The following is an 11,697-nucleotide window of genomic DNA, read 5'->3' on the forward strand; positions in this document are numbered from 1 at the left end:
GGTCTCCTTCTTCCGGGACGTCAACTCGCGAACAGGGGCATGTCCCGCTGCCGGTGTCGCTCGGCGAGCACGTCCTGCAGCGGGTCGGACAGCGCGGCGAGACCGGTCACGGCCTCGGCGGCGACACGGTCGCACAGGTCGGCCAGCCGGACCGTGCACGCGGCGATCGCGGCGGGGTCGAGGGCGAGCAGACGCTGGGCCGCGGTGGCGGCACCGGTGAGAGTCGTGTAGACGACCACACCGGCGATCTCCCGGGGCGGCATCGCGGTGGCCGCCCCCACCATTCCGAAGACCGTGGACAGATGGGGGGTCGTACCGAGCGACGACCAATCGTGCCGCGGCCACAACTGTTTCGCCAGGCGCAACAGGCCGCGGCCTTGAGCGCGGGACGCGGCCCGCGCCGCGGGTGCGGGCGTGCGCGCGTCTGCTTCCGCCTCCGCCCGCGTCGGTTCCAGGTCGCCCGCGCACACCGCCGCGGCAAGCGACGCGGTCACCAGCCCTGCGGTCCGGATCCGGCGGCGCAGATACTGCTCGACCGTCACCACGTCGCGGACCAAGCCGGAGGCGACCGCTTCTTCCACGCCACCGGAATGGACGTGACCGCCGATCGGCAGCCGCGAATCGGCCAGCGCCAGCACCGTCGTGAGACCGGACGTAGCCGGACCGGACGCAGCGGAGTCACGCATTCGTCGATCCTATGTCCCGGTGTGTCGGACGGATGTCCCCGTTGTTGCCCGAAGGTTCCGCCGCGATTTCGCGCGGCTTCGTGGTCACACCGGGCCGCACGGCTCAGCGCGCACGCGGAGCCACGAAGCGCGCGATCAGCGCCATCGCCGTGAGCACCGTCGCACCGACGGCCACCGCGACGTGCATGCCGTCGACGAAGGATCCGCGCGCCGCCTCGATCAGCACCGTGTTCCCGCCGGCCTGCTGAATGGTTTCGCCGAGCGTCGCCGCATAGTCGCCGCCGCGCCGGAAGATCAGTGCCGCGAGCGACCCGAGCAGCGCCAGGCCCAGGGCGTTGCCGAGTTCGAAGCTGGTTTCCGAGATACCCACCGCCGACCCGGCCCGCTCCGGCGGCACCGAGGACACCGAGACCTCCGACACCAGCGTGAAGGCCAGGCCGTAGCCCATCCCCGCGATCGTGGAACCGGCCAGGTACCAGCCGAGTCCGTCGTGCGCGCCGACACCCAGCAGCATCAGGTTGCCCGCCGCCGAGGCGAGCAGAGCGAGCACGAAGGTGGCGCGGACCCCGAAACGGTGCCCGACCCGGGCGCCGCTCATCGAGCAGACGAAGACCGCGATCGCCATGGGGATGCCCAGCAGCGCCGCCGCCAGCGGCGTGCGCCCGGTCACCGACTGCAGGTAGATACTGGTCAGGTAGCTGAGGCCGGCCAGCGACAGCATGCCGGTCAGGCTGGCGCCGATGGCGACCGAGAACTGGGGCCTGGTGAACAGCCGCAGATCGAGCAGAGGTTCGCTGAGCTGTCGCTGCCTGCGCACGAACACCGCCAGGATCACCCCGCCGACCAGTGCGACGACGATCGCCTGCGCGTCGATGCCTTGGGTAGCGGCATGTTTGATCCCGTACACCACGGGCAGGATGCCGCCGATCGACAACGCGACGCTCGGCAGATCCAGCGGTCCCCGCACTCCCGCCCGGTGTTCCGGCAGCACGAACGGGCCGAGCGCGAGCAGGACCAGCAGCACCGGGACGTTGATGAGGAACACCGAGCCCCACCAGAACTGGTGCAGCAGCATGCCTCCGAGGATCGGCCCGACAGCCGAACCGCCTGCGAAGAACGCCGTCCAGATACCGATCGCCGCGGCTCGCTGCCGGGTGTCCGGGAACAGGCTCGAGATCAGCGCCAGGCTGGACGGCAGCAATGTCGCGCCGCCGATGCCCATCAGTGCCCGCGCCGCGATCAGCACGCCCGCGCTGGGCGCGAACGCGGCGATCACCGACGCGATGCCGAAAACCGCGGCGCCGGTCAGCAAGATGTTGCGCCGCCCGATCCGGTCGCCGAGCGTGCCCATGGTGATCAGCAGGCCCGCGATCAGGAAGCCGTAGATGTCCAGGATCCACAGTTGCTGGTCCGCCGACGGGTCCAGATCGAGGGTCAGTGTCGGCAGCGCGAGGAACAACACCGAGATGTCCATCGACACCAGCAGCACCGGCAGCAGCAGGACCGCGAGACCGAGCCAGGCGCGTCGCGAGCCGGTCGTGGCCGGCGCCGTCCGGACCGGGTGCACGTCTGTCATCACCGAATCATCCTCTCCACGGCGCGCACGTCGAACGCCCGAGTCCGGGTACAGTGTACGCATGCTGCACCGCGCCGCCATCGTGGATACCGCGATCGAGCTCGCCGACACCGCGGGCTTGGACGCGCTGTCCATGCGGCGCATCGCCGACCGGCTCGGGGTGGGAGCCATGTCGCTGTATCGCCACGTCGCGAACAAGGACGAACTCCTCGCGCTGATGACCGACGAAGTGGCCCGGCGCAACCCGTACCCCTCCCCCGAGGGGCAGGAGTGGACCTGGCGCGACCGGGTTCGCATCGCCGCCGAGGTCGACCGGTCTCTGTACCGGCAGCATCCGTGGGTGCTACTCACCTTCGCCACGCCGCGCTACAGCTTCGGGCCGCAGAGCATGGCCTGTCTGGCCTGGTTGGTGGAGGGGTTTATGGAACTCGGCGTGTCCACCCGCGAGGCGACCGGCATGTCCTTCACGGTGTGGAACTACATCTCCGGCGCGACGCTGCCCGAGATCAGCGCCGAGCTGATGGCGCGCAAAGGCATGGATCCCGCAGGCGACAACGGGTTGCGGACGCTGCTCGACGGCACGGCGCGGGAACCGGTCCCCGCCGCCTTGGCCGATCTCGCGGGCAGTGGTGTGCGTGACCTGACCCAGGCGGAGCTGCTCTACGACGGGCTCGGCGCGCTCTGCGACGGCTTCGAGGCACGGGCGACGCGGCGAGCGCCATCGACCTCGACATAGCGTGATGTCAGCGGCCCGGCGACGCCGACGGACCGCAGCCGCCTGCTGGCGCCGAGACGATTCACTCGACGCTGTCGCCGTTCACCACGGCATAGGCGAAGCCGTCCCAGCCTTTGCTGCCGACGGTCTGCACCACGGTCGCGTCCAGGTTCGGTTCGGCGGTGAGCAATTCCACGAGTTCGCGCCCGGCCTGCGCTTCCGGGTCCTCGGAGCGCTCGTCGCCGAGCTTGCCGCCGCGCACGACGTTGTCGACGATGATCACCGAGCCCGGGCGGGTCAGCCGCAGCGCCCACAGCACGTAATTCGAGTTGTTCACCTTGTCCGCGTCGATGAACACCAAGTCGAACGGTTCCGGATCCTCCTCCGCGAGCACGGGCAGGCTGTCCAGTGCGGCGCCGACCCGGATCTCCACCCGGTCGCCGACGCCCGCCCGGTCCAGATTCGTCCGCGCCACCTCGGCGTGCCGGGCCGCGAACTCGAGCGTGACCACCCGCCCCTTGGGGCCGACCGCGCGGGCCAGCCAGATGGTGCTGTATCCGCCGAGCGTGCCGATCTCCAGCACGCGGCGCGCGCCGGCCGTCCTGGCCAGCAGATGAAGAAACTTTCCCTGGGGCGGTGACACATCGATGGCGGGCAGGCCGGCCGCCTTGTTCGCCTCCAGCGCCGCGTCGGAATCGGGATCCGCCACAAGCGTCTCCACCAGGTAGTGGTCTACATCGGCCCATCCAGCTGTCGTCATACCTCGCAGTCTGCCACTCGATTCCGCCCGCGGGCGCGCCTGCCCGAGTAGCGTTCGGCACGACGAGACGTACCTGTTTGGTGAGCGCGCCGACGAATGGACGGGCAGAGACGACTTGACGAATCTCGCACGAGCAATAGCGGTCACCGCCTGTCTGCTCGCCCTCGGCACCACTTCCCCCGCCGAGGCCGACCCCACCGGCGGCGGGGCCGAATACGTCGCTCTGGGTGATTCCGGAGCGGCCACCACGGGCGTGCGGAACTTCGACATCTCGGCCCCGTTCCGATGCCTTCGCTCGACCGCGAATACACCGCATCTGATCGCCAGGGACCTCGGCCTCCAGATCGACGACCGCACCTGCAACTCCGCGGTCATCGCGGATCTCAGCGCTGCCCAGCAACCGGGGATCCCACCCCAGTTCGACGCGCTCGGCCCCGCCACCAGATTGGTCACGGTGCACATCGGCGCCAATGACGCGCTGATGGCCGAGCACATCGTCGCTTGCCATGGCTACGGCCTCACCGGCGCCGGCGGGTGCGCGGGCCCGGAGTGGAGCGCCGACATCGATGCGATCGCGCCGTCCTACGCGGCCGCATTGCGGCAGATCACGGCCCGGGCGCCGCGGGCGCTGATCGTCGTCGACGGCTGGCCGCGGTATGTGCGCGACGGCGGCTGTCCAGCGCTGGTCGGTCTTCGCCCGTCCGACGCGGCTCCCATCCGAGCCGCCTTCGACCGGCTCAACTCCGTGGTGTCCCGCGTCGCCATCGCGCACGGCGCGACCTACGTGGATACCAGCGCCGCATCGGAGGGCCGCGATGCGTGCGCACCCGTCGGCGTGCGCTGGATGGAGCCCGTCCTCGCCACCGAAACGCTCGTGCCCTACCACCTCAACCCGCAGGGCATGCGCGGCATCGCCGACGTGGTCGTCCCGGCGATCCGCGCCGCCGGACTGCCCGGCTGAGCGATCCGACCGCACCGACGCAACCGCCCCGGGCTCGGGCGGAGTCCGGGGCGGCGCGGGCGCGATGTTATTTCGAGAAGTTCTCCGGCGGCTGCCACGGACGGCCGTGCGGGTCGTCCGGGCGCTGGGCCGGAGGTTGCGGCGGCTGCTGAGCCGGGAAGGCCTCCTGCGGAGGAATAACCGGCTGGTGCGGTGAAGGCTCGAACCCCTGCGGGGGCGGTGTCGGGGTCAGGCCCTCGACCGGGGTCCGCGCCGTCGCCTCGGCGGCACGCACAGCACGCTCGATGGTCGGGTCGGGCGCGGTATCGAACCAGTCCGCGACATCGGAGTCGTCCTCGGGCTTGGCTTCCGCCCCGTCGGAAGCGGGCGGCTCGTACCGGAACACGCCGTCCTCGCCCTGCGTGCCGAAGCTCTTCGCGAATCCCTCCAGCGCCTTGCCGAAATCACTCGGTACCAGCCACACCTTGTTGGCGTCACCGCGCGCGACCATGGGCAGCGTCTGCATGTACTGGTAGGCAAGCAATTCCGGCGTCGGCTTGCCGGATTTGATGGCGGCGAAGACCTTTTCGATCGCCTTGGCCTGGCCTTGCGCCTGCAAGTACGCGGCGGCCCGTTCACCCTGCGCCCGCAGGATGCGGCTCTGCCGTTCACCTTCGGCGGCCAGGATCGCCGACTGCTTGGCGCCCTCGGCGGACAGGATCTGCGCCTGCTTCGAACCCTCGGCCGTCTTGATCTGCGATTCGCGCTGGCCCTCGGCGGTGAGGATCATGGCCCGCTTCTCGCGATCGGCCTTCATCTGCTTCTCCATCGATTCCTGGATCGACGGAGGCGGATCGATGCTCTTCAGCTCGACCCGGGCCACGCGCAACCCCCAGCGCCCCGTCGCCTCGTCCAGCACGCCGCGCAGCTGGCCGTTGATCGCGTCGCGGGAGGTGAGGGTCTGCTCGAGTGTCATACCGCCGACGACGTTGCGCAGTGTGGTGACGGTCAGCTGCTCCACGGCGGCGATGTAGTTGCTGATCTCGTACACCGCCGCCTGCGGGCTGGTCACCTGGAAATAGACCACCGTGTCGATGTGCAGGGTGAGGTTGTCCTCGGTGATCACCGGTTGCGGCGGGAACGACACCACCCGCTCGCGCAGATCCACCTTGGCGCGAACGCGGTCGGCGAACGGCACGAGGAACGTGAGCTGGCCGGACACTGTCCGCGAATACCGGCCCAGCCGCTCGATCACCGCCGCCTCGGCCTGCGGCACCAGCGCGATCGACTTGAACACCACCACCACGACCAGCAAGACGAGGACGGCGGCAACGATCAGTACAGCCATCAAGGCCCCTTCCAGACGACGGCGGTCGCGCCGTCGATCTTCATGACATACACGGTCGTACCCGGTTCATAGACTTCTGTCGTGTCCATCGGCCGCGCCGTCCACACCTCCCCGCCCAGTTTCACCTGGCCGGAGTGCGCCGCGACCTGCTCGAGCACCAGAGCGGTCTTGCCCGGCAGGGCATCGACGTTCGTCGGCGTGGGCGGCGGAGTTCCGAAGCGACGCCGGATGATCGGGCGCACGCCGAGCAGCAGCACCGCCGAAATCACCGCGAAGACGACGGCGTCGACCACGACGGTGGTATCCGCCGCCGCGCTCACGCCCGCGGTGCCCAGCGCGGCGACACCGAGCATCAGCAAGGTGAAGTCGCCGGTGAGCATCTCCGCCGCCGCGAGCACAATGCCCGCGACCAGCCAAAAAATTGCGGCCACACGACCACTGTAGTGCGCGGACCATGATCCCGGGGGCGAGCGCCACGAGTACTCCCGATGAATTCCGCACGCGGACGCGCGGTGCCCCTGGTACGCCGAAAGCGCCAGCGGCGGTGCTAGCTTCAGGCAGGTGAGCGGGCGTGACAGGTACGGCGACATCTTCTCCGGACATCCTCGATCGAAGAAAAGGGCGGTGCCGACGGTCACCGCGGAACGCGACCTGGTCGTGGAGGACGCGGCCACCGGATTCTGTGGCGCGGTGGTCGGATTCGATCGCGGCTACGACGGCGAGTTCGTGAAACTCGAGGACGCCCGCGGCACCGTGCGCCTGTTCGCGCTGCGCGAGGCGGCGTTCCTCCTCGACGGCGAGCCGGTGACGCTGGTGCGGCCGCGGGCCGCCCCGCCGAAGACGCCGAACCGCTCCGCCTCCGGCTCCACCAGGGTCGAGGGGCTGCGCGCCCGGGTCGCTCGCGGCAGCCGGATCTGGGTGGAGGGCGTGCACGACGCCGCGCTGGTCGAACGGGTATGGGGCCACGACCTGCGGGTCGAGGGCGTGGTGGTCGAGCAGTTGGAGGGCTTGGACAATCTGGCCGCTCGGCTCGCGGAATTCCGGCCCGGCCCGGGCAGGCGGGTCGGCGTGCTGGTCGACCATCTGGTGACCGGATCGAAGGAGACCCAGCTGACCACCGGGCTCGGGCCGCACGTCCTGGTGACCGGCCACCCGTTCGTCGACGTGTGGCAAGCGGTGCGCCCGGCGACCCTCGGCATCGCACAGTGGCCCCCGGTGCCGCGCGACGAGGACTGGAAGACCGGCGTCTGCCTGCGCCTGGGCTGGGGTTCCCCGCAGGACGGCTGGCGGAAGGTGTACGAGGCGGTGTCGTCCTTCCGCGATCTGGAGGCGCCCCTCATCGGCGCTGTCGAGCGACTCATAGATTTCGTCACCGAACCGGACTGACGCCGGCGGATCATGGGCGCGCCAGTCAGCTGCCGCACAGGTATCCGCACAGGCCCACTCGTCGTCCCCGGCGCGGCGCCTGAGGTTTCCGCGCTGCTCACCAATGCCCTGGCGGATGGATGCCCACTGGTAGCGCCCACCCTTTATGCTCGATAATTATGTGCTCTCCAAGTGCGACGCTGACGGTGTGGGCGAGCTCCTGGCTGGCCGGCTGCAGTGCGCCCGACGACGTTTTGGCCGCCTTGCACGCGTGGGCGCCGAAGCACACCATCGCGGCGGGTGATCCGCTCACCGGCGGCCGCACCGACCTACCCTGGTCCGCTCACGGCAGCCTGCCGGGAAGCGGAGTCATGGCGTTGCTCAAGGTGATTCGCGAGACGATGGCTCAGCCCGGCGCGCAACTGCGGTTGGTGCTGCCCGTCCCGGGAGACGTCCGCGGCGTGCCCGCGGGCACGGCGTTCGCCGCCGACGCGATCGAGGCGGGCGAGGGCATGCTGATGGGCGTGCCGGGCACCGAGGGGACCGGTCTCATCCCACACTGGGCCGAGGACGACACGCTGCAATGGACCGTCTACAGCGCGCCCTTCCCCGTGCAGCCGGGCCCCGACATGTCCCTCGGCGAAGCCGAATACGCGATGCGCGAAGCGGTCCGCGACGCCGCCGACGCGTTGATGAAGTTGCACACCACTTCGCTCGGCGCGGCCGACTCCGATCCCCGCGAACTCATCGAAGCCGAGTTGGCCGACTACTCGCGGCACGACTATCCGGAGTCGATTCCGTTGCGCGCCAGACGCATTCTCGATACCGCCGATCATGTGGCCGCCATCCTCACGGTGGCGCAGCGGGAGCCCGCCTCCGCGCCCACCTCCGCCAGCGCGATCGGAGCGCAGGAATCGCTGCTGCGGCCGCTGTGGGACGCGATCCGCGCCGCGCGCCTGGTCGCGGTGCACACTTCGGCACGCGGAAGCCGCTGAACCTGCCGCGGCTCGTGGACATGCGCTTCACGTCCTGGGGCGTAGGCGCGGCCCGTCCTGCCCAGCCCGGACTTCTGCGGCACCGGTGCGGCGGGATTCACCGCTGCGGCGGATACTGCTGATACTGCTGTTGCCCCTGCGGCGAAAAAGGCTGCTGGTACTGTGGCGCCGGGTACTGCGCTTGCCCTTGGAAGTGGTGCTGCGAAGGGTACTGCTGGGGGTATTGCTGCTGTGGATACTGCTGCGGGGACCGGTTCGGTTTGTTCCGCTTACTCAGCCAGACCACGAGCCCGATGACCACAGCGACGACCCCGATGCACAGCAGCAGACCGCCGATCGAGAAACCGCCGCCACCGCGGCCGCCGCGGCGCCTGGCCTCCGTGGCGTCGAGCGCCACGGTCCACACATTCGCATCGGACCAGGCGTGCGGATCGAGCACGGCGGCGTTGGTCAGCACGTCGGCACAGGTCATTTAGCGTTACCCCCAGGGAGGTCGGATTCGGCGATCGGTCGCAGGCGATGCTATCCGCGACCGCTCCTCCTCAGTTCCCAGCAGTGGGACGACGCGTGATCGCACAACAGCCGACAGCACACGGCGCGCCGTCGCGCGTGCAGCCGTAGCCCGGGACCGCACCGAGCCGCCGGGGTTCGACATCGCGCAATTGCTCGGAGATCAACTCGACGACCAGCTTCGCGAAACGCGGATCACTCCCGGGCGTCGCGGCCCGCGCGAAGCCCATACCGAGTTCGGCTGCTTTCCGCGCGGCCTCGTCGTCCAGGTCCCAGATGACTTCGAGATGGTCGGAGACGAAGCCCACCGGACAGACGATCACGGCCTCGACCGATTTGGCGGCGAGATCGTCTAGGTGGTCGAGGATGTCCGGTTCCAGCCACGGCACCTGTGGCGGACCCGAACGCGACTGCCAGACGAGGTCGTAGTCGGTGAAACCGGCTGCCGCCGCGCACAATCCGGCCGCGTCGGCGACCTGACGGCTGTAGAGCCGACCGCCGTCGGCGGGTGGCCCCGCGGCGGCATCGGCGGACACCGGAATGGAGTGCGCGGTGAACACCAGCCGCGCCGCGGCGCGCTGCCCGGCCGAGAGTTGATCGCGCGCCGCGCGGATGGCATCGGCGAATGTCTCGATCAACAGCGGGTGATCGAAGTACTGGCGCAGCTTCAGCAGTTCCGGCGCGCCCGCACCGAAAGCCGCACGCGCGCGGGCGATGTCCTCGTGGTATTGCAGGCATCCGGAGTAGCCGCCCCATGCCGAAGTCGGGAACACCAGTGCGGAGCCGACACCGTCGGCGGCCATCCGCGCGACGGTGTCCTCCACCATGGGATGCCAGTTCCGGTTACCGAAGTACACCGGCACATCCATCCCCGCGGCGGCCAGTTCGGCCTCGACCGCCGTGATGATGTCGCGATTGAGTGCGTTGATCGGCGAGACACCGCCGAAGTGCAGGTAGTGCTCGGCGACCGCTTCGAGGCGCTCGCGCGGCACTCCCCTGCCCCTGGTGACGTTCTCCAGGAACGGCATCACGTCTTCGGGACGCTCCGGACCCCCGAAGGACAGCAGCAGCAGTGCGTCGGCGGTGCGAACCACGGTGTCTCCCATCCGATCGCTCAGTTCATCGCCATGTTCTCCGGGAACCAGGTGTTGTGGCTGGCTCCGCCGTCAACGTAGATGATCGAACCGGTGGTGCCCGGCAGCCAGTCCGACAGCAGCGCCACGATCGACTTCGCCACCACGGTGGGGTCGTCGACGTCCCAGCCGATCGGCGAGGCGCCATCCCAGTAGACGTTGAGCTGGTTGAGCTTGGCGGCGTCGTCGGTCGCGGTGCCCGCGATCGCCTTGGCGGCCAGCGTCTTGATCGGACCCGCGGCGATGAGATTGGACCGGATCTTCTTGGCCGCGCCCACCTCGCGTGCGACGTACCGGTTCACCGACTCCAGCGCCGCCTTCGCCACGCCCATCCAGTTGTAGAACGGCATCGCGGTGCGCGGATCGAAGTCCATGCCGACGATCGAGCCGCCCTCGTTCATCACCGGCAGCACCGCGCGCGCCAGCGACGCGTAGCTCCACGCCGAGATCTCGAACGCCTTGGCCGCGTCCGGGCCGGGGCCGTCCAGGAACGGCCGGGCTTCCGGGCCCATCAGGGTGCGGGGCGCGAACGCGATCGAGTGCAGCGCCCCGTCGATGCCCTGCGGCGCCAGTTCCCGCAGCTTGTCGGCCAGGCCCGCGAGGTCCTCTTCACTGGTCACGTCGAGCCCGATGGCCGGCGGGACCTCCTGGGGCAGGCGCTTGGCGATCCGGTCGATCAGCCGCAGCCGCTCCGGGATGCCGGTGATGAGCACCTTCGCGCCCTGCTCCTGCGCGACGGCCGCCGCGTGGAAGGCGATCGACGAATCGGTGATGATGCCCGTGACCAGGATGGTCTTGCCTTCGAGCAGTCCGCCCATGAGTTCTCGGTTCTCCTGACATTCGAATGTGGGGTCGGCGGCGGGCGGCCGCTGAGGGCCGCTCGACGCGATGGTCGGTGTGGTCAGTGGCCCATGCCCATGCCGCCGTCGACGGGGATGACGGCGCCGGAGACGTAGGCGGAATCCTCGGAAGCCAGGAAGCTGACGACGGCCGCGATGTCCTCCGGCTGACCGAGCCGCTGCAAGGGGATGAACTTCTTGGCCATGTCCCGCATGTCCTCGGGCAGATCAGCGGTCATGTCGGTCTCGATGAACCCTGGGGCGACGACATTCGCGGTGATCGAGCGCGAGCCGAGCTCGCGGGTGATCGAGCGGGCCAAGCCGATCACGCCGGCCTTCGAGGAGGCGTAGTTGATCTGGCCGGCTTGGCCCGTCATGCCGACCACCGAGCCGAGGAAGATCATCCGGCCCCAGCGCGCGCGCAGCATGGCGCGGTTGGCCCGCTTGGCGCAGCGGAACGCACCGGTCAGGTTGGCGTCGAGCACCCGGGTGAACTGCTCCTCGCTCATCCGCATGAGCAGTGTGTCGTCGGTGATGCCCGCGTTCGCCACGAGCACCTCGACCGGACCCTGGTGCGCCTCCACCTCGGCGAAGGCGCTGTCCACCGACTCACTGTCGGTCACATCGCATTTCACGCCGAACAGGCCGTCCGGCACCCCCGACCCACGATGCGTGACGGCCACCTTGTGACCGTCGGCAAGCAGACGCTGCGCGACCGCGAGTCCGATGCCGCGGTTTCCGCCGGTCACCAGGACCGACCGGGATGTGATGTTCGACATGGGCTTCAACCTACCTGGTCGAATCGGCAGACAACGACCGGGCCGCCACGT

13 protein-coding genes are annotated in these 11,697 nt (G+C 69.6%); 4 read left to right on the forward strand and 9 right to left on the reverse strand.

Features of this window, described 5'->3' with window-relative positions:
- Window positions 1-20: 20 nt before the first annotated feature.
- On the reverse strand, window positions 21-686 hold the full coding sequence (locus tag ACT89H_RS09420; protein ID WP_445108127.1) for an urease accessory protein UreF: 666 nt from the start codon (window positions 684-686) through the stop codon (window positions 21-23).
- Between the two features lie 103 nt (window positions 687-789).
- Entirely contained in the window at window positions 790-2,262 is a 1,473-nt protein-coding gene (locus tag ACT89H_RS09425; RefSeq protein WP_445108128.1) for an MFS transporter, read from the reverse strand.
- Between the two features lie 61 nt (window positions 2,263-2,323).
- On the opposite strand from ACT89H_RS09425, the gene ACT89H_RS09430 reads away from it, so the two are divergent.
- Window positions 2,324-2,998, forward strand: a complete 675-nt coding sequence (locus ACT89H_RS09430; protein WP_445108129.1) for a TetR/AcrR family transcriptional regulator — start codon at window positions 2,324-2,326, stop codon at window positions 2,996-2,998.
- Between the two features lie 61 nt (window positions 2,999-3,059).
- Here ACT89H_RS09430 and ACT89H_RS09435 read toward each other — a convergent pair whose 3' ends face one another.
- Window positions 3,060-3,737, reverse strand: coding sequence for an O-methyltransferase (locus ACT89H_RS09435; protein ID WP_445108130.1), 678 nt, complete (start codon window positions 3,735-3,737; stop codon window positions 3,060-3,062).
- A gap of 115 nt (window positions 3,738-3,852) precedes the next feature.
- Here ACT89H_RS09435 and ACT89H_RS09440 point away from each other — a divergent pair, with 115 nt between their 5' ends.
- Window positions 3,853-4,698: an SGNH/GDSL hydrolase family protein gene (locus ACT89H_RS09440; protein ID WP_445108131.1), complete on the forward strand. Its 846-nt coding sequence runs from the start codon at window positions 3,853-3,855 to the stop codon at window positions 4,696-4,698.
- Between the two features lie 67 nt (window positions 4,699-4,765).
- Here the strand turns inward: ACT89H_RS09440 and ACT89H_RS09445 are convergent, their stop codons facing one another.
- Both ACT89H_RS09445 and ACT89H_RS09450 read right to left on the reverse strand, forming a co-directional pair.
- Complete coding sequence (locus tag ACT89H_RS09445; protein ID WP_445108132.1) at window positions 4,766-6,025, reverse strand: SPFH domain-containing protein; 1,260 nt, start codon at window positions 6,023-6,025, stop codon at window positions 4,766-4,768.
- Entirely contained in the window at window positions 6,025-6,456 is a 432-nt protein-coding gene (locus ACT89H_RS09450; RefSeq protein WP_445108133.1) for an NfeD family protein, read from the reverse strand. The genes ACT89H_RS09445 and ACT89H_RS09450 overlap by 1 nt, the downstream gene beginning before the upstream one ends.
- 130 nt (window positions 6,457-6,586) lie before the next feature.
- On the opposite strand from ACT89H_RS09450, the gene ACT89H_RS09455 reads away from it, so the two are divergent.
- Entirely contained in the window at window positions 6,587-7,411 is an 825-nt protein-coding gene (locus ACT89H_RS09455; protein ID WP_445108134.1) for a DUF3097 domain-containing protein, read from the forward strand.
- Between the two features lie 158 nt (window positions 7,412-7,569).
- On the forward strand, window positions 7,570-8,385 hold the full coding sequence (locus ACT89H_RS09460) for an Rv1486c family protein (RefSeq protein ID WP_445108135.1): 816 nt from the start codon (window positions 7,570-7,572) through the stop codon (window positions 8,383-8,385).
- A 97-nt stretch (window positions 8,386-8,482) separates the two neighbouring features.
- Here the strand turns inward: ACT89H_RS09460 and ACT89H_RS09465 are convergent, their stop codons facing one another.
- From ACT89H_RS09465 to fabG1, 4 genes are all read right to left on the reverse strand, one after another.
- A complete protein-coding gene (locus tag ACT89H_RS09465; protein WP_445108136.1) occupies window positions 8,483-8,857 on the reverse strand; it encodes a hypothetical protein in 375 nt (124 codons plus the stop codon).
- 70 nt (window positions 8,858-8,927) lie between these two features.
- Window positions 8,928-10,001, reverse strand: a complete 1,074-nt coding sequence (locus ACT89H_RS09470) for a ferrochelatase (RefSeq protein WP_445108137.1) — start codon at window positions 9,999-10,001, stop codon at window positions 8,928-8,930.
- Between the two features lie 8 nt (window positions 10,002-10,009).
- On the reverse strand, window positions 10,010-10,846 hold the full coding sequence (inhA, locus tag ACT89H_RS09475) for an NADH-dependent enoyl-ACP reductase InhA (protein ID WP_445108138.1): 837 nt from the start codon (window positions 10,844-10,846) through the stop codon (window positions 10,010-10,012).
- 83 nt (window positions 10,847-10,929) lie between these two features.
- Window positions 10,930-11,646, reverse strand: a complete 717-nt coding sequence (gene fabG1, locus ACT89H_RS09480; protein WP_445108139.1) for a 3-oxoacyl-ACP reductase FabG1 — start codon at window positions 11,644-11,646, stop codon at window positions 10,930-10,932.
- Window positions 11,647-11,697 lie beyond the last annotated feature (51 nt).

It is taken from the genome of Nocardia aegles, from assembly GCF_052545135.1.

Coding starts and splice junctions, on each gene's coding strand:
- ACT89H_RS09420 (WP_445108127.1), bottom strand. CDS start 686: ATGCGTGACTCCGCTGCGTCCGGTCCGGCTACGTCCGGTCTCACGACG.
- ACT89H_RS09425 (WP_445108128.1), bottom strand. CDS start 2,262: ATGACAGACGTGCACCCGGTCCGGACGGCGCCGGCCACGACCGGCTCG.
- ACT89H_RS09430 (WP_445108129.1), top strand. CDS start 2,324: ATGCTGCACCGCGCCGCCATCGTGGATACCGCGATCGAGCTCGCCGAC.
- ACT89H_RS09435 (WP_445108130.1), bottom strand. CDS start 3,737: ATGACGACAGCTGGATGGGCCGATGTAGACCACTACCTGGTGGAGACG.
- ACT89H_RS09445 (WP_445108132.1), bottom strand. CDS start 6,025: ATGGCTGTACTGATCGTTGCCGCCGTCCTCGTCTTGCTGGTCGTGGTG.
- ACT89H_RS09460 (WP_445108135.1), top strand. CDS start 7,570: ATGTGCTCTCCAAGTGCGACGCTGACGGTGTGGGCGAGCTCCTGGCTG.
- ACT89H_RS09465 (WP_445108136.1), bottom strand. CDS start 8,857: ATGACCTGTGCCGACGTGCTGACCAACGCCGCCGTGCTCGATCCGCAC.
- ACT89H_RS09470 (WP_445108137.1), bottom strand. CDS start 10,001: ATGGGAGACACCGTGGTTCGCACCGCCGACGCACTGCTGCTGCTGTCC.
- inhA (WP_445108138.1), bottom strand. CDS start 10,846: ATGGGCGGACTGCTCGAAGGCAAGACCATCCTGGTCACGGGCATCATC.
- fabG1 (WP_445108139.1), bottom strand. CDS start 11,646: ATGTCGAACATCACATCCCGGTCGGTCCTGGTGACCGGCGGAAACCGC.